Annotated in this window: 21 protein-coding genes; 14 read left to right on the forward strand and 7 right to left on the reverse strand. The window is 67.5% G+C overall.

All coding sequences use genetic code 11. From position 1 onward, the window contains the following. Positions 1-122 precede the first annotated feature (122 nt). The 4 genes from tetH to ACV22V_RS28015 are packed head-to-tail and all read left to right on the forward strand — an operon-like array spanning position 123 to position 3,656. On the forward strand, positions 123-914 hold the full coding sequence (tetH, locus tag ACV22V_RS28000; protein ID WP_448016117.1) for a thiosulfate dehydrogenase: 792 nt from the start codon (positions 123-125) through the stop codon (positions 912-914). A gap of 8 nt (positions 915-922) precedes the next feature. Further along, a complete protein-coding gene (locus ACV22V_RS28005) occupies positions 923-1,975 on the forward strand; it encodes a molybdate ABC transporter substrate-binding protein (protein ID WP_448016118.1) in 1,053 nt (350 codons plus the stop codon). A 56-nt stretch (positions 1,976-2,031) separates the two neighbouring features. Then, positions 2,032-2,718 (forward strand): c-type cytochrome, encoded by a 687-nt coding sequence (locus tag ACV22V_RS28010; protein WP_448016119.1) that lies wholly within the window; start codon positions 2,032-2,034, stop codon positions 2,716-2,718. Beyond that, positions 2,715-3,656 carry a c-type cytochrome gene (locus tag ACV22V_RS28015; RefSeq protein WP_448016120.1) on the forward strand — a complete coding sequence of 314 codons (942 nt, stop codon included), beginning with the start codon at positions 2,715-2,717 and terminating at the stop codon, positions 3,654-3,656. The genes ACV22V_RS28010 and ACV22V_RS28015 overlap by 4 nt, the downstream gene beginning before the upstream one ends. A 34-nt stretch (positions 3,657-3,690) precedes the next feature. Here ACV22V_RS28015 and ACV22V_RS28020 read toward each other — a convergent pair whose 3' ends face one another. After that, the gene (locus ACV22V_RS28020) at positions 3,691-5,613 is read right to left on the reverse strand and encodes an SMP-30/gluconolactonase/LRE family protein (RefSeq protein ID WP_448016121.1); all 1,923 of its coding nucleotides are present in this window, start codon (positions 5,611-5,613) and stop codon (positions 3,691-3,693) included. A gap of 590 nt (positions 5,614-6,203) precedes the next feature. Continuing rightward, a complete protein-coding gene (locus tag ACV22V_RS28025) occupies positions 6,204-7,397 on the reverse strand; it encodes a porin (RefSeq protein WP_448016122.1) in 1,194 nt (397 codons plus the stop codon). Between the two features lie 312 nt (positions 7,398-7,709). On the opposite strand from ACV22V_RS28025, the gene ACV22V_RS28030 reads away from it, so the two are divergent. From ACV22V_RS28030 to ACV22V_RS28040, 3 genes are all read left to right on the forward strand, one after another. Next, the gene (locus ACV22V_RS28030) at positions 7,710-8,342 is read left to right on the forward strand and encodes a LysE family translocator (protein ID WP_448016123.1); all 633 of its coding nucleotides are present in this window, start codon (positions 7,710-7,712) and stop codon (positions 8,340-8,342) included. Between the two features lie 42 nt (positions 8,343-8,384). Continuing rightward, positions 8,385-8,921 carry a GNAT family N-acetyltransferase gene (locus ACV22V_RS28035; RefSeq protein ID WP_448016124.1) on the forward strand — a complete coding sequence of 179 codons (537 nt, stop codon included), beginning with the start codon at positions 8,385-8,387 and terminating at the stop codon, positions 8,919-8,921. 97 nt (positions 8,922-9,018) lie between these two features. Next, on the forward strand, positions 9,019-9,753 hold the full coding sequence (locus ACV22V_RS28040; RefSeq protein WP_448016125.1) for a metallophosphoesterase family protein: 735 nt from the start codon (positions 9,019-9,021) through the stop codon (positions 9,751-9,753). A gap of 22 nt (positions 9,754-9,775) precedes the next feature. Here the strand turns inward: ACV22V_RS28040 and ACV22V_RS28045 are convergent, their stop codons facing one another. Both ACV22V_RS28045 and ACV22V_RS28050 read right to left on the reverse strand, forming a co-directional pair. Continuing rightward, complete coding sequence (locus tag ACV22V_RS28045) at positions 9,776-11,098, reverse strand: ATP-binding protein (protein ID WP_448016126.1); 1,323 nt, start codon at positions 11,096-11,098, stop codon at positions 9,776-9,778. Continuing rightward, a complete protein-coding gene (locus ACV22V_RS28050; RefSeq protein ID WP_059532572.1) occupies positions 11,095-11,835 on the reverse strand; it encodes a response regulator in 741 nt (246 codons plus the stop codon). The genes ACV22V_RS28045 and ACV22V_RS28050 overlap by 4 nt, the downstream gene beginning before the upstream one ends. Positions 11,836-12,063: 228 nt before the next feature. Here ACV22V_RS28050 and ACV22V_RS28055 point away from each other — a divergent pair, with 228 nt between their 5' ends. The 4 genes from ACV22V_RS28055 (at position 12,064) to ACV22V_RS28070 (ending at position 14,331) form a co-directional block, all read left to right on the forward strand. After that, positions 12,064-12,636, forward strand: a complete 573-nt coding sequence (locus ACV22V_RS28055; protein WP_448016127.1) for a thioredoxin family protein — start codon at positions 12,064-12,066, stop codon at positions 12,634-12,636. 190 nt (positions 12,637-12,826) lie between these two features. Next, the gene (locus ACV22V_RS28060; RefSeq protein WP_223965405.1) at positions 12,827-13,381 is read left to right on the forward strand and encodes a PAAR domain-containing protein; all 555 of its coding nucleotides are present in this window, start codon (positions 12,827-12,829) and stop codon (positions 13,379-13,381) included. 3 nt (positions 13,382-13,384) lie between these two features. Further along, a complete protein-coding gene (locus ACV22V_RS28065; protein WP_448016128.1) occupies positions 13,385-14,017 on the forward strand; it encodes a type VI secretion system amidase effector protein Tae4 in 633 nt (210 codons plus the stop codon). A 59-nt stretch (positions 14,018-14,076) separates the two neighbouring features. After that, positions 14,077-14,331 carry a hypothetical protein gene (locus tag ACV22V_RS28070; RefSeq protein ID WP_448016129.1) on the forward strand — a complete coding sequence of 85 codons (255 nt, stop codon included), beginning with the start codon at positions 14,077-14,079 and terminating at the stop codon, positions 14,329-14,331. 162 nt (positions 14,332-14,493) lie between these two features. Here ACV22V_RS28070 and ACV22V_RS28075 read toward each other — a convergent pair whose 3' ends face one another. Next, positions 14,494-15,132 (reverse strand): FMN-binding negative transcriptional regulator, encoded by a 639-nt coding sequence (locus ACV22V_RS28075; protein WP_448016130.1) that lies wholly within the window; start codon positions 15,130-15,132, stop codon positions 14,494-14,496. A 125-nt stretch (positions 15,133-15,257) separates the two neighbouring features. Between ACV22V_RS28075 and pdxR the strand changes: the two genes are divergently transcribed. Both pdxR and ACV22V_RS28085 read left to right on the forward strand, forming a co-directional pair. Continuing rightward, a complete protein-coding gene (pdxR, locus tag ACV22V_RS28080) occupies positions 15,258-16,811 on the forward strand; it encodes a MocR-like pyridoxine biosynthesis transcription factor PdxR (protein ID WP_448016131.1) in 1,554 nt (517 codons plus the stop codon). Positions 16,812-16,908: 97 nt separating this feature from the next. Further along, the gene (locus tag ACV22V_RS28085) at positions 16,909-19,107 is read left to right on the forward strand and encodes a penicillin-binding protein 1A (protein ID WP_448016132.1); all 2,199 of its coding nucleotides are present in this window, start codon (positions 16,909-16,911) and stop codon (positions 19,105-19,107) included. A gap of 271 nt (positions 19,108-19,378) precedes the next feature. Here the strand turns inward: ACV22V_RS28085 and ACV22V_RS28090 are convergent, their stop codons facing one another. Together ACV22V_RS28090 and ACV22V_RS28095 are read right to left on the reverse strand one after the other, a co-directional pair. Next, a complete protein-coding gene (locus tag ACV22V_RS28090; RefSeq protein ID WP_448016133.1) occupies positions 19,379-20,560 on the reverse strand; it encodes a hypothetical protein in 1,182 nt (393 codons plus the stop codon). Positions 20,561-20,828: 268 nt separating this feature from the next. Beyond that, the gene (locus ACV22V_RS28095) at positions 20,829-22,247 is read right to left on the reverse strand and encodes an MFS transporter (RefSeq protein WP_059697576.1); all 1,419 of its coding nucleotides are present in this window, start codon (positions 22,245-22,247) and stop codon (positions 20,829-20,831) included. A gap of 420 nt (positions 22,248-22,667) precedes the next feature. Here ACV22V_RS28095 and ACV22V_RS28100 point away from each other — a divergent pair, with 420 nt between their 5' ends. After that, positions 22,668-25,127, forward strand: coding sequence for a DUF3772 domain-containing protein (locus tag ACV22V_RS28100; protein WP_448016134.1), 2,460 nt, complete (start codon positions 22,668-22,670; stop codon positions 25,125-25,127). Positions 25,128-25,172 lie beyond the last annotated feature (45 nt).

Below are 25,172 nucleotides of genomic sequence, written 5' to 3' on the forward strand. Positions count from 1 at the left end.
CCCATCCGATATCGCGATTTCCGCTGTCGATCGCGCGCCTCTAGACTGGCTACGCGATGGCGACGCATCGCCGCGACACTGCGATGCGCCACGCCCCCACAAAAACGATATGGGAGAGTTCGATGTCCGACCGGGATGCGCGCCGCGGCGCGCTCAAGACACTCGGCCTCGCGGCCGGCACCGCGCTGCTCGGCGCCTCGCGCGTCGCGCAGGCGGCGACACCCGAATCCGGCGCGCTGCTGGCCGGCGGCGCGACGCGCCTCGCCGACCTCACCCGCCGTCTCGCGGCCATACCGAGACGACGCGACTTCAAGACGGTGCCGATGATCATCGAGCGCCCCGATCAATGGGATCATGCGGCGCTCATGGAAGTGATCGGCTATCGCGGCGGCCCGAAGCAGGTGTGGGACAACACCGAGCTCGGCGGCCCATGGCTGAACCTGATGCGCAACGCGCTGAACGCGCAGATCTGGGCGTTCGGTCATCCGGACTTCCTCGTCGTATCGGCCACGCATGGCGCCGCGCATCTCGCGCTGTTCGACCAGGCCGCGTGGGACAAATACGGCCTCGCGAAATTCGCCGGCGCAGCGTTCGCGACCAACACGCTGCTTGCCGCGAAACCGGCGCAATCGAAAGACGCCGCCGACCATGAACGGGCCGACGGCGCATTCTCGTCGCACGACAACAGCATCGCCGCGCTGCTGCAGCGCGGCGTCGTGTTCCTGTCGTGCCACAACGCGATCTGGGAACTCGCGGAACGGCTCGACGGCGCGAACGCGAATCCCGACAAGCTGCCGCTCGACGCCCTCGCCGCCGATCTCACCAACCACGTGATTCCGTCGGCGATCGTCACGCCGGGCGCGGTCGGCACGCTGCCCGAACTGCAGCACGCCGGTTTCACTTACGCGAAGTGAGGCGCCCGATGACATCGCTCCGCACGCGTTCTCCGTTGCGACGCCGGTGGCGCCCGGCGCTGCATGCCGCGCTGGCCGCGCTTTGCTGCACGTCGATGCTGTCGCTCGCCGCACCGGCCGACACGTCGCGCAGCATCTTTCCGCCGTGGCAGGACGGCCGCAACAACGACGCGACGAACCGCGGCCTCGAATTCACGGTGCCGCAGGTCGACGTGCTCGCCGATTTCCACGGCGACCTCACCGCGCCGAAGCTGGTGCTGTACGTCGGCGGCAACTACTTCTTCGCGATGGCACCGCTCGTCGCGAAGTTCGAGACCGACCATCCCGAATACCGCGGCCGCATCTACTGGGAAACCATCCCGCCCGGCCTGCTCGTGAAGCAGATTCACGCGGGCGGCACGATCACCGTCGGCAACATGACGTGGACGGTCAAGCCCGATGCGTATTTCGCCGGGCTCGGCAAGATCCGCGAGCTGATCGCGGACGGCACGCTCGAAGGCCCGGCCGTGCCCTACGTAACGAACCAGTTGACGATCATGGTGCGCGCCGGCAACCCGAAGCGCATTACGTCGCTGAACGATCTTGCGCGGCCCGACGTGACGCTCGCGATGCCGAACCCGGCATTCGAAGGCGTCGCGCGGCAGATCCGCGCATCGCTCGTGAAGGCCGGCGGCGATGCGCTCGCGCGCATCGTCTACGACGACAAGGTGCGCGCCGGCACGACCGAGCTCACGCACATCCATCATCGGGAAACCGCGCTGTTCCTGATGCAGGGGCGTGCCGACGCCGGCGTGCTGTGGCAATCGGAAGCGGCATTCCAGGAACAGGTCGGGCATCCGCTGATGCACATCGACATTCCGGCCGCGCACAATACGACGGCGATCTATGCGGGCGCGATGGTGAAGCACGCACCGCATCCGGAAGCCGCACGCGCGTGGCTCGCGTTCATCCGGTCGCCGGAAGCGTTCCGGATATTCGCGCGCTACGGCTTCGGGCAATACGACGCGACGGCACCGACGCCGAATCTCGCGCCACGGCAAGACGGGCCCGACGCGGGCTGACCGCGCGAGTGTGCACGCCGGGCCACGCCATAAGACAGACATCAAGGAGGGGACACGTGAACGATTCGGTCGACATCCCGCGGCGCCGGTCCGCGCGGTTGCTGCTCGCCGCGGCGGCACTGCTCGCCGGCCATGCCCACGCGGACGACATCGCACTCGGCAAGACCATCGCCACCCAGGGCACGACGACGGGCGCGGCCGCATGCATCGGCTGCCACGGCGCGCAGGGCGAAGGCAACGCCGCCGCCGGCTTTCCGCGTCTCGCGGGCACGAACGCCGCCTATCTTGCCGCGCAACTCGCCGCGTTCGCGGACGGCAGCCGCCAGAACCCGGTCATGCAGCCGCTCGCGAAACTGCTGTCGGCGCACGATCGCGACGCGGTCTCCGCGTACTTCGCGAGCCTGCCCGCGCCGCCCGCGATTGCCGCTTCCGACGCCACGTCGATCGACCCGGCGAACACCGGCGCATGGCTCGCGACGCGCGGACGCTGGTCGCAGGGCCTGCCCGCGTGCGCGCAATGCCACGGCGCGGGCGGCCTCGGCGTCGGCGCCGCGTTTCCGCCGCTCGCCGGCCAGCCGGCCGCATACATCGCGGGCCAGTTGAACGGCTGGAAGCACGGCACGCGGGCGCCCGGCCCGATGGCGCTGATGCCGACGATCGCCGGCAAGCTGTCCGACGCCGATGTCGACGCGGTGGCTGCGTACTATGCGCGCGGCGGTGCCGCGAACGGAGAAAAGCAATGATCGACCGCACGACGTTGATCCGCGGCGCGCGCGCCGCGCTGCTCGGCGCGGCCTGGATGCCCGCGCTCGCTTGCGCGGCCGCGCCACAGGATGCACCGGCCACCGCTTCCGCTCCTGCGGCGGTCGCCCTGCCCGCCGCGACGACGGCGAAGCCGTTCACGCCGCCGCCCGAATCCGCGATCCCCGCCGACGACTTCGGCAAGACCGTGAAGCTCGGCGAGCAGATTTTCCTGCACACGCCCGAATACGCGGGCAAGTACGTCGGCAACAAGCTGACCTGCGCGAGCTGCCACCTCGACGCGGGCCGCCGTCCGGATTCGAGCCCGATGTGGGCCGCGTACCCGCTGTACCCGGCCTACCGGATCAAGAACGGCCATGTGAACACGTTCGCCGAACGCCTGCAGGGATGCTTTCGCTACAGCATGAACGGCAAGGCGCCGCCCGCCGGCGACCCGATCCTCGTTGCGCTCGAAACCTATTCGTACTGGCTCGCGAAGGGTGCGCCGGTCGGCGCGAAGCTGCCGGGGCAAGGCTTTCCGAAACTGCCGCCGCCCGCGCAGAAGGCCGACTACGCACGTGGCGCCGCCGTCTACACGCAGCACTGCGCGCTGTGTCACGGCGCGGACGGCCAGGGGCAATCGAGCGGCGGCAAGCCGGTCTTTCCGGCGCTCTGGGGCGCGCGCTCGTTCAACTGGGGCGCGGGGATGGGCGACATCCGCAACGCGGCCGGCTTCGTGAAGGCCAACATGCCGCTCGGGCTCGGCGGCACGCTGACCGATCAGGAAGCGTGGGACGTCGCGACCTTCATGGACAGTCACGAGCGCCCGCAGGACCCGCGTTTCACCGGCTCGGTCCAGGACACCCGCGCGAAATTCCACGACACGCCCGACTCGATGTACGGGCGCGAGGTGAACGGCCGCGTGCTCGGCGCGCCGTGAGACCTGGCTGGTCCGAACGGTGCGGCATGCGCGATCACGGACGCCAGCGATACACGACGACGCTCGACCCGTTGTAGTTGTCCTTCGTGATCACGTATTCGCCGGTCGAGCGCAGATACGCGCGGATGCCGTACATCGAGTCGACGTCGTTGCCGACGTCCATCGCCGACGTGTTCGAGTTCGTCAGCGTGGTCACGAGGCTGCCGGTGTTGAGGTCGAACACGTCGACGTTCGGCACCGTGTGCACATAGCCGACGAACAGGTAGTGGCCGGCCGCCGCCATCGATTTCGGATTCGCGCTCGTCAGGTTGATCGCGACGTTCGGCGTGCTCATGTTGCCGGCCTTCCAGCCGCGATAGACCTCGATGTGCCCGTTCATCGCGGTCCAGTCCCAGGTGCCCGCGATGCCTTGCGCGAGGATCATCGTGTCGCTGTCGGCCTGGTAGATGATTCGCGTGAGCGGCAGCACGGTGCGCGGAATCGGGATCTGCACCGGCTTGCCCCACGTCGGTTTGCCGGTCGCGTCGAAACCCGTCATCGGATAGTGCGAAATGTTGTTGGTGCGATCGAGCCCGGCCCACACGTCGCCGTTGTCGTCGAGCGCGAAACCGGCCGTGACCTGCAGCGTCGTGTTGAACGGCTTGCCGGGAATCGAGCCGTCCGGAATCGCGATGTAGCCGTTCGCGCCGTTGAAGTGATAGATGTTGTAGTTGCCCGGGTTCTGCCCGGTCGCGACGAGCATCCGGGTGCCGTTCACCAACGCGAGCTGGCCGAAATGCTGGCCGCGCTGGTAGTCGTTCATGTCGAGGCGCGGGTCCTTCGGATAGCTGAACGGATCGATCGTGTTCGCGACGAACGTGCCGCCCGCGGTGCCCGTGTATACGTTGTTGCCGCTGTAGAAGAATGCGCCGTCGGTCGCCGGATCCGGCGCGGCGGCACCTTCGAAGTTCAGCGCCTGCAGTTTCCATTGCAGCGCGCCCGTCGGGCCGTACGAATGAAGATCGGTGCTGCCGTTGCGCCCGAGATCCCAGCCGCCGCCCCACGCGTTATTCAGCACGTACAGGTTGCCGGCCGCATCCTTGCCGATGCCGGCGACGCGCGTGAAGCGCTTGTCGCCGACCTGCCCCTTGATGCCCGAGGTCGTGTCGAGATACCCGCCCTGCACGCCGAACGTGCCGAGCTGCACGGGCTGACCCACGAGCGCGTAGATCTTGATGTTCATGTCGGGGCCTTCGTCGCCCACCAGCAACTGCCCGCTCGGCGCATCGAAATACAGCGACGCCGGCCGCGCGCGGGCCGCCATCTGGATCGTGCTCATCGCCGTGCCCGTCGGGCTGAACTGCGCGACGACGCCCGCGCTCTTGCGCGCGACCCACAGGTTGCCGGCCGCATCGAGCGCCAGCGCGCCGGGGCCCGACACGCCGATGTCGCGCTGCCACACGCCGTCCGTCGTATAGACGCGCACGCGGTTGCCGTAGAAGTCGCTCACGTACAGCAGGTTGCCGGTCGTCGCGAGGCCCGTGATCACGTCCGCGTATTGGATGCCCGTCCACGTGCTGACGGGAATGCGCAGGTCGCGCTGGTTCGTGCTGCGGTTGTAGCGGCCGACCGAACCGCTGCCGAACGTGCGGTTGTAGCCAAGCGCGACGAACAGCGAGTTCGCGTTGCCGGTGATCGCGCCACCCTGGAATTCGTCGTGGATGCCGATCGTGCCGAGCGTCTGCCCGTTCTGGTAGATCGCGACGCCGCCCGCGTTCTCGTCCCAGCGCGACGCCGTATAGATCACGCCCTCGGGCGCGACCCACAGCGAGCGCGCACCGTTGCCGACGTGCGCGGCGAGCGTGCCGAACGTGTTCGCAAGCCAGTCCGTCGTGTATTGCGCTTGTGCGTGACCGACCGGCGCCAGCATTGCCATGCACAATCCAAGCAATGCCGCGCGAATTTGTTTCGATAACATGAATGATGCTCCCGGACGATCGTTTTTCGACACTCTAATTCGATGCGTATGAAATATTGGTGATTTTTTCAAAAACCGGCTCAATTGCGCCGCGAATGATCCATTACGTTCTTTGACCGCGCGACACCGGCTGACTGAAGACACGCCGCTCCGGGTGTCATATCGCGGATCCGCGCCCCGGCGGCGCTCTCGCAATTCGCGCTTTCCGGCACTAAATTCCGAATCACCCAATACGAACGCGTCATTTTTTCTGATTTACATGCATTGAATTCCCATTTCCGGCAAAGCGATTCAATGATTACAAATCGAAATTAAAATGAAAGAGAAAAAATATTATGCGGCGCACGCTGCATTGCCGGGAAAGTCGTGAATATGTGAAATAAGGCGATGTGCGGCGGAATGCCATTGCCGATGAAGATGCGGATGAGGAGAGAGATGTCCCGCGCGTGCGGCGACGAGCGATGCGCGCAGCGATGGCAGCGCATCGACGATGTCGATCGCGCGCTGCCGGCGGAACAGACATCGACAGGCAACGGGCCACGCAACCGGCGGCCCGCCTCGAACGCGGGCCGCCGGTCATGCGCGTGCCGTCAGAACTTCTGGCGCAGGCCGAGGCTGACGATCGCCTGCGACCGCGAGTCGGACGAGTGGCCGTTCGCCTTGTCCGACACCGACGCGGTCGCGGCCACCGGCCGGCCGAGCGCGTCGAGCGTCGTGCCGGACGCATGCTGGTACGCGCCGAGCAGGTACACGCTGGTGCGCTTCGACAGGTCGTAGACCGCGCCGAGCGTGACGTTGTGATACTGCGCGCGGTTGTCGATGCCGTCGACGTCGCTGCCGCGCGTGTAGCTGTAGCCCGCGAACAGTTGCGTCTGCGGCTGCACGTTCCAGCGCGTGAACACGCCCGCGACGTTGAAGGTCGCGTGGCCGTTGAACAGCGACTGCGCACCGCTGCGGTACTGCACGTTGCTGTAGTTCACGCCGATCACGGCCGGGCCGAAGTCGTACGTCGCGCCGGTCGCGATGATCTGCTGCGACTGCGCGCTCGCATAGCCTTCGTTGATCGACGAGTTGAACAGGCCGTCGTCGGTGCTTCGCCACTTGCCGGCCGTCGGGTCGGTCGCGCCCGTCTTGCTGTTGTCCGAACGCTCGTAGCCGACGCCCACGCGCAGCGGCCCCGCCGCGTATGCCGCGCCGACGCTCCACGTGTTGCGCTGCTTCATGCTGCCCGGCTGGCCGCCGAAGCCGTACAGCGCGCCGAACGTGAAGCCCGAGTAGTTCGCGCTCGTGTACTTGATCGAGCTGTCGACGCGCGCGGTCTGGTCGAGATCGTCGATGTCGCCCGGGTGCGCGCCGAAGCCGCCGATGAACGACGACGGGCCGACCGGGCTCACGAAGTCGTCGAGCGACGTGTACTGGCGGCCGAGCGTGACCGTGCCGTAACGCGTGCTGCCGACGCCGACGAACGCCTGCCGGCCGAACTGGCGACCGCCCTGGCCCGATGTGCCGTTGGTGATGTCGAAGCCGTTCTCGAGCACGAACAGCGCGCGCATCCCGCCGCCGAGATCCTCGGAACCCTTGATGCCCCAGCGGCTGCCGGACAGGTTGCCGGTGGTCAGGCCGACGTTCGAATGCCCGGTATAGGCGCCCGGCGAGCCGACCCGGTCGTTGCTGCGATAGGTGACGCCCGCGTCGACGATGCCGTACAGCGTGACGGAGCTTTGCGCGGATGCGATGCCCGCGAGCGAGAGCAGCAGCGGGGCTGCGATCAGTTGCTTGTTCATGGTTGTTAGCGTCTCCGGGCTGAACCCGTTGTTCTATGCGAGTAGCGTGTGCGGCAGGGAGATCCGCCGGCATGCGAGGCCGGCCGCGGCCGCATACGGGAACGCGCGCGTGCGATACGCGCGCGCGACGTCGCGGCGAGCATGCCCGCCACGGCCGCCATGGTAGTTGGAACCGGTTCCCATCGACAGCGCAATGATGAAAACAATTTCTTGCGAGAATCGAGATAATCGCTCGCGCATCGAACGCCGCTGTACAGCGCGACGACGTGCGCCCGATAATCGAGCACCCGCCTTGCACAGGGAGCCTTCGGCATGCATCAAACGACCTTGCTGATCTTCGCCGCCGTCGCGTTCGTCGGAATCGCGACGCCCGGCCCGACCGTGCTGCTCGCACTGACCAACGGCTCGCGCTACGGCGTGCGCCGCGCGGCCTACGGTTTCGCCGGCGCGATGCTGTCCGACTTCGCGCTGATCGTCGCGGTCGCGCTCGGCCTCGGCGCGCTGCTGATGGCGTCGGCATTCTGGTTCTCGGTGGTGAAATGGCTGGGCGCCGCCTATCTCGCGTATGTCGGCATCCGGCTGCTCACGTCGAAGGGCGCGCTCGACGTCGCCGTCGCGCATGGTGGCGCGGCGCACGGACGCAACGCGTCGATCTTCGCGAAGAGCTTCCTGACCGCGGCGACCAATCCCAAGGGCTATCTGTTCTTCTCCGCATTCCTGCCGCAGTTCCTCGATCCGTCCGCGCCGCTCGCGCCGCAATACGTCGCGCTCGCGGTCACGTTCGCGCTGCTCGACGGGGCGGTGATGTTCGGCTACGCGCTGCTCGGCGCTCGCGCGGTGCGGCTGCTGAAGCGCTCGGGCGCGCTGTGGCTCGAACGCACGTGCGGCGCGATGCTGCTCGCCCTGGCCGGTTCGCTCGCGCTGTACCGGCGTCATGCCGCGTAGGCGCGTCGGCATGCGCGCCGCAGCGTGCGTGGCGGGTGCGCGATGAGGATCGCCGCGCCGCCCCGCTCCGGTTTCCCCGGCCTGTCGCTCCGGCAGCTCGACCCCGCGTATCTCGACGCGTGGTACGCGTACCTGTCGAATCACGACGTCGTCCGCCACACGAGCTGGAACCTGCAGGCGCGCGACGATCTGCTGCCGCTGTTCGACGGCATCGAGTCGACTCATCCGGATTCGATCCGCCGTCTCGCGATCGTCGACGACGCGTCGGGCGCACTCGCGGGAACGATCGGACTGCATACGGTGTCCACCGCGAACCGCTCGGCCGAGATCGCGTACGACCTCGCGCCGTCGCACTGGGGGCGCGGCATCGCGAGCGCGCTGTGCGCGAGCGTCACCGCATGGGCGTTCGCCGAAGGTGGCTTCATGCGCATCCAGGGCGTCGTGCTGACCAGCAACGCCGGCTCCGTGCGCGTCCTGCAAAAATGCGGCTACCGCTACGAAGGGTTGTTGCGCGCGTACCGGATGGTGCGCGGCGTGCCGGGCGATTTCGCGATGTACGCGCGCCTCGCGACCGACTGAAACTCGCCGCGCGTCGCGCGTGTCCCGCCATCGATGCGATTGGACGATCCGCGCCGCATTCGCGACAATCGCCGTTCCCCGCCTCGACTTGCTCACCATGAAAATCGCCGCGCTGTCCGACATCCACGGCAACCTCGCCGCGCTCGACGCGGTGCTCGACGACGTGCGCCGCCGCGGCGCCGACGTGATCGTCAACCTCGGCGACATCGTGTCGGGCGCACTCCATCCCGCCGACACGGCCGACCGCCTGATCGCGCTCGACCTGCCGACCATCAAGGGCAATCACGAACGGCAATTGCTGACCGGCGATCGCGACGCGATGCGGCTGTCCGATCGCTGGGCGCACGACACGCTGCGCGACGACCATCGCGCGTGGATCGCCGCGCTGCCCGAGCGCCTGACGCTCGGCGACGACGTGCTGATAGTGCACGGCACGCCCGCCAGCGATCTCGTCTATTTCCTCGAAACGGTGACGCCCGACGGCTGCCGCGCGGCGACGCCCGATGAAATCGCGCAGCGCGCGGGCGACGCGCCGGCGTCGCTGATCCTGTGCGGCCACACGCATGTGCCGCGCATCGCGAAGCTCGACGACGGCCGTGTGATCGTCAACCCGGGCAGCGTCGGGCTGCAGGCGTATAGGGACGATCTTCCGCATCCGCACCGGATCGAAACCGGTTCGCCACATGCGCGCTATGCGATGGTGTCGCGCACGCCGGCCGGCTGGCACGCCGAGTTCCATGCGGTCGAATACGACTGGCATACGGCCGCCGCCACCGCGGCATCGCGCGGCCGCGACGACTGGACCGTCGCGCTGCGCACCGGCCGGTGCTGACGCCGCATCACGCGGCGTCCGATCACGCAGCGTCCGCCAGCGTCAACCGCGCTTCGAGCCCGCCGCCGTCCGGCCGGTTGCGCAACGTGAGCGTGCCGCCCATCGCGAGCGCGAGCTGACGCGCGATCGCGAGGCCGAGCCCCGTGCCGCCCGTCTCGCGGTTGCGCGACGTCTCCACGCGCCGGAACGGTTCGAACACCGCGTCGAGCTGATCATCCGGAATGCCGGGCCCGCGATCGCGCACCGCGATGACCGCGCCGCCGCCCGGTGCCGCCTGCACGTCGATCTCGGCCGCGCCCGCGAACTTCAGCGCGTTGTCGACGAGGTTGCCGACGATCCGGCGCAGCGCCTTCGGCCGCGTGACGAGCGCGAGCGGGCCGCCGCTGTGGAGCGCGACGTCCTGCCCCGCATCCGTGTAGTCGCACACGATGCTGTCGAGCAGCGCGTCGAGATCGATGCGGCGCGCGGCCTCTTCCGTGCCGTGCAGCGTGCGCGCATACGCGACGCCTTCCTTCACCAGATGCTCCATCTCGAGCAGGTCCTGGCGCAGCTTCGCGCCCTGCGCGTCGTCGTCCATCACGTCGACGCGCAGCCGCATCCGCGTGATCGGCGTCTGCAAGTCGTGCGAGATCGACGCGAGGATCTGCATGCGCTCAGCCATGTACTGCGCGATGCGGTCCTGCATCGCGTTGAACGCGCGGGCCGCGCGCGCGACTTCGGACGGGCCGTCCTCGTTCAGGCGTTCGCCCTTCAGGTCGGGGCCGAGCGCGTCGGCCGCCTGCGCGAGCTGCTTCAGCGGCCGCGTCGCGAGCCGCACCGCGAGCCAGCAGCATGCGGCCAGCACCGCGAGTTGCAGCGCGAGCACGACCGGCAGCCAGCCCGACAGCGGCACCGTCGACATCGGATGGATGTCGATCGTCAGCGGCGAGCCGTCGGTCAGGCGCAGATGCACTTGCAGATGCTCGCGATCGCCGGGGAGCGCGTTCGCGGTCAGCGGGTAATCGCCGCCGATGCCGTCCGAGATCGAACGCTCGACGCGCGCCGAGAGCCGCGCCTCCGGTGGCGTGCCCGTCTCGCCCGGCCCGAGGATGAACGCGTAGCTGCGCCGCGCGAGACGCGGCAGCCACGCGGCGCGCTGATCGGGCGGCAGGTGGTCGAGCAGCGCGACCGAGCTCGCGACCTCGCGCTCGATGTAGCCCATCATCAGGTTGGTGGTCGCCTGGTCGCGCTCGGTCACGGTGAGCCAGAACGACAGCGTCTGCGCGAGCGCGAGGCCCACGCACAGGATCAGCGCGAGCCGCGCGAACAGCGAGCGCGGCCAGTGCCACAGGGTGCGCGTGTTCATGCGTCGCCTTCGACCGCGGTCACCGCCGACGAGAACACGTAGCCCTCGTTGCGCAGCGTCTTGATGTAGCGCGGCTCGCGCGCACCGTCGCGCAAGCGCTGCCGCAGCCGGCTCACGAGCAGGTCGATCGACCGGTCGAACGGATCGGACTGCCGGCCCTGCGTGAGGTTGAGCAACTGGTCGCGCGTCAGCACGCGCTGCGGATTGTCGAGGAACACCCGCAGCAGCCGGTACTCGGCGCCGCTCAACGCGACCAGCGTGCCTTCGGTGTCGAGCAGGTGACGCCCCGTCGTATCGAGCCGCCATTCGCCGAACGCGAGCATCGCGGCCGTCTCCGTCACCTGCATGCCGGGCGGCAGCATGCGCGCGCGGCGCAGCACCGAGCGGATCCGCGCGAGCAGTTCGCGCACCGCGAACGGCTTCGCGAGATAGTCGTCGGCGCCCATCTCGAGGCCGATGATGCGGTCGGTTTCCTCGCCGCGCGCGGTCAGCATCAGCACCGGCACCGTCCGGAACTTGCCCGCGCGCAGGTCGCGGCACAGCGTGAGGCCGTCCTCGCCGGGCATCATCAGATCGAGCACGATCAGGTCGGGCGCGCCGTCGTCGAGCGCGTTGCGCATCTCGCGGCCGTTCGCGGCGAGCGACACGCGCATGCCGTTCTTCTCCAGATAGTCCGCGATCAGTTCGCGGATCGCGCGATCGTCGTCGACGATCAGTACGTGGTCGATCTTGTCCATGAGTCGATGTCGTTGGCGTGATGTTCCGGCTGGTGATGTCCGCTTTTATACCGCACCGCGGGCGCGCGTTTGTATCCCAATGTATCGCGCCGCCGTGACGACACACAACATTGCACACGCGCGGCTTGCCGGACACACCGCAGATACGTCGGCGCGGCCCAATGGCGGCTGTCGAAACCTGTCCGGCCCGCGCACTCGCGCAGCGGCCGGCCGAACCGGAGAACCGCCATGCTGCCCAGATTCAAGACCACCGCCCTCGTGATCGCCCTCGCCGCCACGGCCGGGCTCGCCGCGTTCGCCGGCACCCGCGACGACGCGGGCATGACCGCCTCGCTGGCCGGCACGCCGGCGCCCGACTTCACCGGCATCGAGCGCTGGCACAACAGCGCGCCGCTCAAGCTCGACCAGTTGCGCGGCAAGGTCGTGCTGGTCGACTTCTGGACGTACTCGTGCATCAACTGCATCCATACGATTCCGTACGTGAACGACTGGTACCGGAAGTATCGCGACCAGGGGCTCGTCGTGGTCGGCGTGCATACGCCCGAGTATCCGTTCGAACGCGACGCGAAGAACGTCGCCGATGCGGTCAAGCGCTTCGGCATCCAGTATCCGGTCGCGCAGGACAACCGCTACGACACGTGGCGTGCGTACGGGAACCAGTACTGGCCCGCGCTGTACCTGATCGACGCGAACGGGAAGGTCGTCTATACGCGGTACGGCGAGGGCGGGTATGACAAGACGGAAGCGGCGATTCGGGGGGCGCTGGCGCAGGCGGGGGAAGGCGAAAAGCGATCGCAATAGATGACGCGTGCGGCCGCAGGGAAACCGATTCGGAAACAGCGAACGCACGCACTCCGGATTCATGCCCCAGCGGGCGGTTTCCCCGTGATTGTTGCTGGTTCAAACTTGCCATTCCAAGTAAACCTCTCAATATCGAGATGCGCTATCGCACCACGCGGCTACGATGACGGCTTTCCGAGAGGGCTGATCAATGAAAAGAAGAATTGCAGTCGTTGGCGATAGTCTTTCAAGCGGCGGGACAATTGAACCATACCGCGGTCCGCCGTTCCTTGTACACGGGTATCAAGCAGCCCTGATTGGAGGTAACGCATTCTGCACCGCGTGCCAAAGCCTCGGCACCATCGCAAAATCCGGTGGCCCATACCGAATCAAATTCCAAGGAGAGGTCGCTCTGGACAACGATGTCGTCCTGTGCGGCTGCACGACTCCACCGCACATCGTTGCACTGCTGGCAGGAGAAGTTTGGTGCAATGATGGGATAAAGGGTCTCGGAGAAGTCATCTCGAGCCGCACGCTAACGGGCGAGATCGCATCGATCAGGAAAGGCGCTTTCGACGAGCGGGTAAGGGCGACCAAGGAGGTAACGGAAGGGTTTCCCTACTATATCGAAACCTCCGACGGTCGCATGCATTTTGGGCGTCTCGATTCAAGCGGAAAACTGCCCCGTATCCATACCGGAGACGGGGCAAGTGATTACATGGTCTATTGGGGCGATGACGCGCTCTCCAAGCAAAACGGGGAGTAACTGATGCCACACACCGAGCCCACAAGAGTTCGTACTACCAACACGAAAGGTTCCGAGAAGGTGGTGCCGTTAGCAGGGGTCACCTTCAAGGAACTTTGGGATAATTTCCCGTCCGGCAATCCGTACGACGACCCAGCGTATACCAATCAATGCGCCATTCGCCTTAGCGTTGCGCTGCACCGTGTCGGTGTCGGAATGAAATCGTTCAATGCGAGGAACGTCAGGCCGATGTTGGGTTCAAAGACGATCGGCCGTATCTTGCTTGACGGGAAACCCACCGCGACCCGTGCCGATGAGTTGGGCGCATGGTTGCAGCTACAGCCGTTCGCCGGTCTTCCCAAAGCCGAAAACATCACTGGGGAGGATTGGGCATCGAAGGTCAAAGTCCGCACCGGTATCATCCAGTTTTCAAGGTACTGGACGCGCGATGGCGAATCGACTGAAAACGCTAGCGGTGGTCACATAGATTTGTGGAACGGATCGCGACTGACGGTCAGCGGATTTTGGAATGGGTTCGCGACATGGGGGCGTTATCTTGGCATCGGGTCCATCCGTCAAGGCGCGTCCATACTGGCCGGCGCATCGTATTCTGATCTGGGAGGGGCTAAGCAAATCCTATTTTGGGAAATCAAGTGAAACGGTTTGCAATATCACTCTGCGGCTTCTTTTACGGGTTGCTCGTCGCATGGGTATTCATGTACACGCTCAGCCGTGTTCAATGGTTCAAACCTGACCATATCGCAACGGGCTGCCATGAACTCGGTAAATGTCCTACGCCGTGGTGGGTTTTACCCGTATTGGTTTCGTATTTTTTTGGTCCCGCTATCGCTTTCGGCACACTCAACGCCGTTGCCTGGAAGCGGTGGTCCGCCAGAAAGTGGGCACTGTGGAGTGTCGCCATTCTCATCGTGACCGCCACGCTTTATATGGTCGATTCCGTCATGAAGTAAACCACGTGACCTGCACGACACGTGCCAGCTACCTTCACCGACATGTGCATTGCGCCATACGAGAAGGTGCGAGAACCGTCGAGAACAATCTGCCCGACCGCAAACGACCTTCGCACGACACTGTGCTCTCGGCGACGGACGCCGCGCCTCACGATCGCGAGACTATTCTTTCTTGCGGTCCGCCTCCGCCAGCATCGCCTCCCCGATCGCGAGATTCCCGTCCGCGATCAGCGCGTCGCCCGCGCCGCGGATATCGTCGACCGCCTTGTTCTGCCCGAGCTTGCGCTTGCCGACGAGCCGCGTGATCTCGATCTGCAGCCCGACGATCGACTGCAGCATCGTGTCGAGATAGTCCTTCGGCGCGTCGGTCATCTTCCACGGCGCCGGCTGCGACGCCTCGTGCGTGCGCGTCAGCCGCGCGACCACGCCGCGCACGAACTTCTCGTCGTCGCGCACCGTGATGCGGCCGTATGCATGCACGACCACGTAGTTCCACGTCGGCACCTGTCGATGCGCCGCATGCTTGCTCGGGTACCAGTTCGGCGAGATGTACGCGTCGCCGGCGCGGAAGATCACGAGCACCTCGTCGCCGTTCGCGACCTCCTGCCAGACCGGATTCGCCCGCGCGACGTGCGCATGCAACTCGCCAAGGCCGCCGTCGGCCGGCAGCAATTCGAACGGGAGGTGGTTCGCGTCGAGCCCGCCCTTCCCGTGCGTGACCAGGCTGCCGAACGGATGATCGACGATCAGTTCGCGCAGCGCGTCGGGGCGGGATTCGGCGCAATCGGCAGGGACATACATGGCGGCTCCACGGTCGAAAAGGGTTCGGACGGAACAGGCGCAACCGGCCCGTCATGCGCAGATTGTGATCGCTAACTGGTTTATGCTGTAGAGCCGGTTTCGAACAATTTCAGCAGACCAGAATCATGGCCAGAACCGCCCGGATCGTCGAAATCCCGTCGCTCGGCGTGCTCGATCGCGCGGCCGGCGACCTGAGCCGCCAGCTCGCGCAGGCGTTGCGGGACGCGGTGCGGCGCGGCGACATGCGGCCCGGCGACACGCTGCCGTCCACGCGGCTGCTCGCGACGTCGCTCCAGGTCGCGCGCGGCACCGTCGTCGACGCGTATGCGCAGCTCGTCGCCGAAGGCTTCCTGGAGTCGCGCGGCGGCGCCGGCACGCGGGTCGCGAACGCGCTGGCCGAGCCCGCTCCGCCGGCCGGTGAACCGCCCGCCGCCCGGCGGCGTGCCGCACCCGCCGGGCTGCCCGAACCGGCCGCGACGTTCGCGCGGATCGCCCGCGAATTCCGGCCGTTGCCGGCCGTGCCGTTCGCGATCTCGGTGCCGGTCGGGCTCACCGCGCCCGACGACATCTGGCGCCGGCTCGGCAACCGCCTGCGCGCCCGCGGCGCCGGTGCGCCGTCCGGTTACGCGGATCCGCAAGGCGCGCTGCCGCTGCGCGAAGCGATCGCCGATTACGTGCGCCGCTCGCGCTCGGTGCGCTGCAGCGCCGATCAGGTCGTGATCACGAGCGGCACGCAACAGGGGCTGCACCTCGCGAGCCAGGTCCTGCTCGGCCCGAACGATCGCGCGTGGGTCGAGAATCCCGCCTATCGCGGCATCACCGCGCTGCTCGAAAGCACCGGCCGGAGCGACGCGATGGTCCGCGTGCCGGTCGACGCGGACGGCATCGACGTCGACGCCGGCATCCGTCTCGCGCCGAACGCACGCGCGGCGTTCGTCACGCCGTCGCATCAGTACCCGCTCGGGATGCCGATGAGCATGGCGCGACGCAACGCATTGCTCGGCTGGGCGCGCGCGCATCGCGCGTGGGTGGTCGAGGACGATTACGACAGCGAGCTGCGCTACGAAGGCTATCCGTTCCCGTCGCTGCAAGGTCTGGATCCGGAACACGTGATCTATCTCGGCACGTTCAGCAAGATCCTGTTCCCGTCGCTGCGGCTCGGCTACGTGATCGCGCCCGACGACCTCGTGCCCGCGTTCTGCGGTGCGCGCGCGCTGATGGATCGGCACGCGCCGACCGCCGATCAGCACGTGCTCGCCGCCTTCATCGCGGAAGGGCATCTCGACCGCCACATTCGCCGGGTGCGCGGCGTCTACGCGGAACAGCGCGCGTTGCTGATCGACACGCTCGGCGCGCGGCTGCCGCGCGAGCGCGCGTGGGTGCAGCCGGGCGATCAGGGGATGCACGTCGTGCTGTGGCTCGCGGAAGGGATCGACGATCTCGACGTGGTGGCGCGCGCCGCGCAGGCGGGCGTCGCGGTGCGCGCGGTGTCGCCGATGTTCGCGCCGGGCACCGCGCGTCCGGGCCTCGTGCTCGGCTTCGGCGGGTTCGATCGCGCGCGGATGGAGGCGGCCGCGCAGCGGCTCGCGGATGTGGTCGGCGAAGCGGCCGGCACCGTTTCATCGGACGAATCGCGGCGGCGCACACGACCAAAGGTTGTCCGCGGGAAACAAACGTAATCGTCTGTAAATCCTGCAAGAAAACGGGCTGTTTGGCCGCCGGCAACGCTGCGCGGTTTGCTAGGATCGCGCCTTTTCCGCTCGCGCTCCTGCCGTCGTGAATCGCTTCGTGCCGTTTCTTCGTGACCTGTGGCTTCGCTGCCGCACCGGCGCCCGCGTGCTGGGCGCCGGCGCTTGGCATCGCCTGCGCCATCCGACGCGCCACGGTGTCGCGCTGACGCTCGCCGCGATACCGGTGCTCGGCCTGCTGGTCCTGCTCGCGTTCGTGCCGTTCACGCCGAGCATCGGCGACATCCGCAAGGCGCGCATCGACCGCCCCGCGCGCGTGCTGTCGGCCGACGGTCAGCTGATCGCCGAATTCCGACCCGTCAATCGCGAATGGGTGCCGCTCAAGCAGATCTCGCCGCACATGGTCGACGCGCTGATCGCGACCGAGGACCACCGCTTCTACGCGCATCACGGCATCGACTGGCGCCGCACGCTCGCGGCCGGGCTGCACACGTTCTCGGGCAGCCGCCAGGGCGGCTCGACGATCACGCAGCAGCTCGCGCGCAACCTGTATCCGGACGAAGTCGGCCGCGCGCCGACGCTCACGCGCAAGGTGAAGGAGCTGATCACCGCGTTCAAGATCGAGACGGTGTACAGCAAGGACGAGATTCTCGAGACCTACCTGAACACGGTGCCGTTCCTGTACAACGCGTATGGCGTCGAGATGGCCGCGCGCACCTATTTCGGCAAGTCGGCGGACCAGCTCGACATCGTCGAAAGCGCGACGCTCGTCGGGATGCTGAAGGGCAACAGCTATTACAACCCGGTGCTGAACCCCGAGCGCGCGGAACAGCGCCGCAACATCGTGCTCGCCCGGATGGCGTCGATGGGCATGCTGTCGCCGCGGCAGCTCGCGCAATTGCAGCGCCGGCCCCTGCGCGTCGACTTCGAGCCGCAGACCGCGCAGCCCGGCCCCGCCCCGCACTTCGCGGTGCAGCTGCGCAAGTGGCTGATCGCATGGGCCGACCGCAACAACTACGATCTTTACGCCGACGGCCTCGTCGTCCGCACGACGCTCGACGCGCAACTGCAGGACATGGCGACGCAAGCGCTGACGCAGCAGACCGATCGCCTGCAGGCGATCGCCGATAGCGCGTGGCACAACCCGTCCGGCTGCGGGCTGCGCAACGACCTGTTCCGCGGCTTCATCCGGCAGACGCCCGACTATCGCGCCGCGCGCGACGCGGGGCTCGCCGATGCGGCGGCGCTGAAGCAGCTCGGCGCGAATCGCGCGTTCATCCGCGCGTTGTGCGAGTGCAAGACGCAGGTGCAGGCGGGCTTCGTCGCGATCGATCCGCGCAACGGCGCGATTCGCGCGTGGGTCGGCAGCCCCGATTTCGGCAGCGAGCCGTTCGATCACGTCGTGCAGGCGCGACGCCAGCCGGGCTCGACGTTCAAGCCGTTCGTCTATGGCGCCGCGTTCGCGGACGGCATGCGGCCGGGCGATACGTTCGTCGATCGTCCCGTCGCGATCCCGATCGGCGCGCACGCGGTGTGGCACCCGACCGATGCCGAGCCGCCGACGGACGCGCCGATGACGTTGCGCGACGCGCTTGCGCTGTCGCGCAATCGCATCACCGCGCAGGTGATGCAGCGCGAAGGCGCGGCCAGGGTCGCGCAGCTCGCGCGCGCGATGGGCGTGCGCGACAGCCCGCTCGACGCGGTGCCGTCGCTCGCGCTCGGCACGAGCCCCGTCACGCTGAAGGAAATGGTGTCGGCGTACGGGACGATCGCGAACCGCGGCGTATACGTCGCGCCGCAGATGATCACGCGCATCGAGGACCGCGACGGCAAGGTGCTCGCCGCGTTCGGCAGCGCGCCGCCCGAACGCGCGCTGCCGGTGGCCGCGGCACAGACGCTGGTCGACGTGATGCGCGGCGTCGTCGATTACGGGACCGGCGCCGACATCCGCTCGCGCTACGGGATTCGCGTCGACGTCGCGGGCAAGACCGGCACGACGCAGGACAACACGGACGGCTGGTTCATCCTGATGCATCCGCAACTGGTGGCCGGTGCGTGGGTCGGCTTCGACGACGGTAGCGTGACGCTGCGCAGCGACTACTGGGGCGCGGGCGCACACAGCGCGCTGCCGATCGTCGGCTCGTTCTACGATGCGGCGTTGCGTGCGCGCGCGATCGATCCGCGTGCGCAGTTCTCGCCCGACTTCCGGCCGCGCAGTGCGCCGGCACCGGTGCCGAAGCGACATCCGCACCCCGGCCTGTTCGACTGGCTGAAAATCTTCCGCTGAGCACCGCTCGACAATGACGCTTCGTCATCCTTGACGAAGCGATCCCGTCACGCATCGCGCATCGTCGACGCGTTCGAGCGCGTCGCCAACGCGTGGCGTTTCGCGTTCCGCGACTGCACGCCGTACGATTTCGTGGGCGACCTGCGTCAGGCCCCGAGCGATGCGCGGGCCGGCGGATACGACCGACAACGCGCTCAGGCCGCCGCGAGCGTCGCGGCCAGTGCATCGAACTGGCGCACCCGCCGTACCGCCCCCGTCGGGCCGGCTGTCGTCAGTCCGCCGTGTCGCCGTTCTTCGGCAACTTCGACCATGCGTTGCGCCCCGGCGCCGGCGACCATGCCGGACGCGTCTTGCGCGCGCTGTCGATCACGGCCAGGTAGCGGCCGGCGATCGGCGTGATGTCGCGATCGCGGCGCAACACCCACAATGATTTGCCGGCCTCGACGCGCGCCTGATAGTCGTCGTCGAGGATGCCGTGCGTGTCGAGGAACGTGTTCAGCGACGCAGGAATCCGCACGCAGCCTTTCGAATGCCGGATGCCGAGCAGCGGTTCGAGGCGATCGGGGTCGGTCGCGTGCATCTGGAAGCGCATCGGCGACTTGCCGCCCTTGCCCCAGCCCCGCTCGCCGTCCACCCAGCCGAAGTCGTAGATGCGCATGTCGCGCTTGCCGTAGCCGCGAATGCCGTTGTCGTTCGTCGTGCCTTCCGCGCGGAAATCCATGTTGTCGGGCGAGTGGTGGAACACGCCGAGCGGCGTCAGGAAGTGATCGTATTTGCCGGGCCAGCCGGTGCCGACCGGCGACGCGCCGATCATCAACCACGCATTGGACGGCGTCGCGCGGAAGTAGATGAACAGCGCCTGCACGTTCGGCGCACGGTCGACGAGCACAACGTATTCGCCGGCCAGATCGCCGAGATCCGCATCGGCGAGCGCGTTCTGAAGGCGATCGCCATACGCGCGCTGCTCGCTCGCGGGCACGTTCAGGCGTCGCGTGACTTCCTGCGTGAAGCGCTTGCGCATGTCGATCGCACGCGCGGTTGCGCTCCTCGCCTCCTCGGCCGACAGCGGCGGGTGCCGCCGCGGCGGCGTCGGTGCGGGTGCTTCGGCTTCGCTTGCCGGTGTGGCGGATGCCGCCGATGCCGGAGAGGCCGCGGACGCGGCGGACGCCGCGGATGCCGGCGCCGCCTCCGACGACACGTGCGCCGCCGAAGCCGGATGCGCGGCCGAAGCATTTGATGAGGAAGACGTAGCAGTGGCCGACGGTACGTCGGACGCGGCGAAGGCCGGCCGCGCGACAAGAACGGAGATCGGAACTGCGGCCGCGAGCCACACATACGTGGCGACCGCGAGGGTACGGCAACGCGGCCTGGATAACCGCCGCGTCAGGTCGGAGAGCATCATGCGATCGAAGCCATCGGCCGATCCGGCCATCGCACGTGGCGAACGGCGCATCTCCCGCGCGAGCCATCGACACGCCGGCGCATGCATGTGCCCGGCGCCGACGCCTCTTCGCGGTGGAGTCGTTCGCAGTACAACGCGTTCGGTCCAATGGCGGCTAATGAGTCGTCAGGTCTTTCATTCTACCCGCGCGGACACGAATCGGCAGGGCCGAACCCCCGGTTTCGCGGCGGTATTGCGCTTCGTCACGCTTTGTTTCAACTCGTTGCCGCTTGCTTGTCACCCGCGTGCCGCACGCGACACGCGAGTGCGCAACCGGCGTCTACTTCGAAATGGTTTCGAGCGCGATGCCTTTGGTACGCGGCCCCATGAACCCGATCGCGGCCATCACGATCACCATCGCGCCGGCAATGAACGCGAACACGCCGAACGTGCCGAAGCCCTTCAGCACGGCCGCGATCACGAACGACGAGAAGATCGCCGAGAAGCGGCTCCACGAGTAGACGAAGCCCACCGCGCGCGCGCGGATCGACGTCGGGAACAGCTCGGCCTGATATGCGTGGAAGCTGTACGACATGATGTTGCTCGCGAGCGTGAGGCCGATGCCGAGCACGATCAGGAATGCGCCCGCCGTCGTCTGGCTGAACAGCAGCCCGCAGACGACGATCGCCGCCGCCATCGCGACGATCACCGACTTGCGCTCGAAGCGGTCGGCGATCACGAGGCCGATCAGCGGGCCGAGCGGCGCCGCGAGCGCGATCACGCTCGAATACATGAGACTCGACGTGATCGTGATGCCCTGCTTGATCAGCAGCGTCGGCACCCAGTTCGCGAAGCCGTAGAAACCGACCGTCTGGAACACGTTGAAGATCGTCATCATGATCGTGCGGCTGCGATACGGCGGCACCCACATGTCGCGGAAGCTGCCGCGCGGCGGCACCGGCTCGGCCGGCGCGGGCGGCGGCAGCGGCCGGCCATATTCGGCTTCGACCTTCGCCTCGAGCGCGCGCATGATGCGATCGGCTTCGTCGACGCGCCCCTGCTGCGCGAGCCAGCGCGGGCTCTCGGGCAACTCGCGGCGAATCCACCACACGAACAGCGCGCCGTGCGCGCCGATCAGCACGACCCAGCGCCAGCCGTCGAGGCCGAGCGGTGCGTGCGGCACGAGCAGATACGCGAGGAACGCGACCACCGGCACCGCGACGAACCCGACCGCCTGCTCGCACGCGAACGCGCGGCCGCGGATCTGCTTCGGCACGAGTTCGGAGATGTACGTGCCGATCGTCACCATCTCGACGCCGAGGCCGAGACCGACGACGAAGCGCCAGAAGTTCAATCCGCCTGCCGTATCCTGGAACGCCATCACGACGTTGGCGGCCGTGTACCACAACAGCGACCACGTGAAGATCGCGCGGCGGCCGAAGCGGTCCGCGAGGAAGCCGCATGCGATCGTGCCGATGAAGAGGCCGGAGAACAGCGCGGCGATGAAGCTCGCGACGCCCGTGGTGCCGAACAGGCCGTGCGTCGTCGCGGACAGGATCCCGCTCTTCACGAGGCCCGGCGCGACGTAGCCGCTGTACAGCAGATCGTAGAGTTCGAAGAAGAAGCCGAGGCTCAGCAGCACGACGAGCTTCCAGACGCTGCGGGTCGGCGGCAGGCGATCGAGGCGGGCCGAAATCGAGCCGGCGTCGATGGAAGAGGACGAGGCGGCTGCCGGTGGAAAGCTGTCCGTTGAGACCATCTTGGTCGTGTCTCCTGATCGTGTCGTATGTTTTGTTGTCCGGCGGCCAGCGGGCCGCCGTCGGGCGATTCGCTGCATTGTACCGGCACGCCGCGCGGGCCGCGCGGCGTGGCGAACCGGTTCGGACACCCCACTTTCGCGCCGGGTATTGTGTAAATTGCGTAACCGTCTGTCGGATCTGTAAGGTTCGCCGGCGTCGCGACGTTTCGCTGCCGGACTGCGAACGCAACCCGTCACGGCCCCGCCGGCAAGGGCTCGCGGGGCCATCGCATGCCCGCGCGGGCATCACGGTACGCGCCAGGCAAGATGCACGATCGGCAGCGCCGCGGCCGCCATGCCCCGGTAACATGCTACCGGGCCAACTCCCGGCTTCCGGGCGCCTTGCGGCGCCCGCCATTGTCGGCAAAACGTAAGCATTCCATGTCCATACAACGACTATCCACGTACGCACGCCGGATCGCGCTGTTCGCACTGCTGCAGTTCGCGGCGATCGCGACCGTGTCGGCATTTCCGACGGCCGCGTCCGCCCCGGGCGCGAGCGGCGTCGGCGTCCCCGTGCCGACGATTTCGCTCGGCGACGCCGTCGCGCAACTCAAGCAGATGCAGGTGCAGCAGGACCGCATCAAGCAGCAGACGTCGAACGCGACCAACAGCAAGGAGCTCGACGAACTCGGCGACGCGACCCAGGAACTGAGCGCCGACGTCGACAAGCTGCAGAGCCAGCTCGCGCCGCAGCGCACGCAGGTCCAGGCGCAGCTCGACGTGCTCGGCCCGCCGCCGGCCCCGGGCGCATCGCCCGAAACGCCCGCCGTCGCACAGCAGCGGGCGACGCTGAACGCGCGCAAGGCGCAGATCGACGCGGCGCTGAAGCAGGCCGCCGACCAGAAGACCAACCTCGCGAACCTGAACGACCAGTTCTCGAAGCTGCACCGCAGCTTGCTGAAGAACCAGCTTGCGTTCCGTTCCGGCAGCATCTTCGGCGCGCAGTTCTGGCTGCCGCTGTTCCATCTGTCGCCGGACGACGTCCAGCGGCTCGACGATTTCAACGACGAACTGCGCGACATGCTGCGTTCGTCCTGGACACCCGGCCAGCGCGCGCTCACCACGCTGCTGGTGATCGCCGCGCTCGCGGCCTGGCTCGGCGGCCGCCGCATCGTCGAACGCGGGCTTGCGTGGTTCTGCCTGAACCGCCTGCCGCCCACGCGGCTGCGCCGCAGTGCGCTGGCGCTGGCGACGGCGTTCTCGACGCTGCTCGCGACCGCGGTCGCCGTCCAGATCCTCTATCTCGCGCTCGCCCGCCATGCCGAGCTCACGTCGTCGATGACCGACCTGTGGGACCAGTTCGCGAAGCTCGCCGTGACCTGCGCGCTGATCGCCGGCCTCGGCCGTGCGCTGCTTTGCACGAAGCATCCGTCGTGGCGGCTGCCCGCGCTCGCCGATCCCGTCGCGCTCGCGATGAGGCCGTTCCCCGGTGTGCTGGCCGCGCTGCTGCTGATGTCGGGCACGCTCGAATCGATCAACCGGATCGTCGATACCAGCCTGTCCGTCACGCTGTTCGGCCGCGGCATCGTCTCGCTCGTCGTCGCGCTGACCGTCGGCGCGTCGATCCTGCGCGCGAATCGCGTCCGCAGCGCGCTCGCGGCATCCGGCGAGGCACCCGAGGATCGCTCGACGCTCGCGGGGCTGATCCATGCGGGCGTCACGCTGGCGATCGTCGTGTCGCTCGGCGCGCTGCTGATCGGCTACATCACGGTCGCACGCTTCATCACGTACGAGCTCGTGTGGTTCGAGATCGTGCTGTGCAGCGTCTACATCATGACGCAGCTGACGCGCGACGCGAGCGAAAGCCTGTTCTCCGCGAACCTGTCGACCGGCAAGCAGATCAAGCATCTGTTCGCGCTCGACGACCGGCATCTCGACCAGGCCCACACCGTCGTGTCCGGTCTCGGCACGAGCCTGCTGATGCTGGTCGCGGCGATCGCGTTGCTGACGGGCGGTTTCGGCACGACGCCGAGCGACCTGCTCGACAGCGCGGTCGCAATGATCGGCGGCCAGCGGCTGCAGAGCCTGAACATCATGCCCGACCGGATCATGAACGCGGTGATCGGGTTCGCGATCGGCTTCTACCTGCTGCGCTCGGTGCGGCGCTGGCTCGACAGCGAGTTCATGCCGGCACTCGGCATGGATGCGGGAATGCGCGTGTCGCTGATCACGTTGTTCACCAACGTCGGCTATGTGCTGCTCGTGCTGATGACGCTGGGGCTGCTCGGCGTCAAGTGGAGCAACCTCGCGTGGATCGTCAGCGCGCTGTCGGTCGGTATCGGTTTCGGCCTGCAGGAGATCGTGAAGAACTTCGTGTCGGGACTGATCCTGCTGACCGAGCGGCCGGTGAAGGTCGGCGACATGGTCAGCATCGCGGGCGTCGAAGGCGACATCCGCCGCATCAACGTGCGCGCGACCGAGATCCAGCTCAGCGACCGCTCGACCGTGATCGTGCCGAACTCGCAGCTGATCTCGCAGAACGTGCGCAACGTGACGATGGGCAACAGCACGCAGGGCGTCGCGACGCTGATGCTGACGTTCCCGCTGAACACCGACCCCGAGCAGGTGCGCGACCTGCTGCTCGATGCATATCGCGAGCATCCGGCGATTCTCGACAAGCCGGCGCCGTCGGTCACGTTCAGCCAGCTGGCGTCGGACGGGATCACGCTGAGCGTCACGGGCTACGTGGCGAGCCCGCGGATCGCGAGCGCGACGAAGAGCGACCTGCTGTTCGAGATCCTGAAGCAGTTGCGGGCGTCGCAGATCACGCTGTCGACGCCGCAGATGCTGGTCGTGCAGAACATGCCGGCAGTCGACGGATCCACCCGGCACGAATGAATACGTGATCGGGCGGGCGCGGATCGGGCATCGCCGAAAACGACA

The organism is Burkholderia sp. AW33-5, from assembly GCF_053427615.1.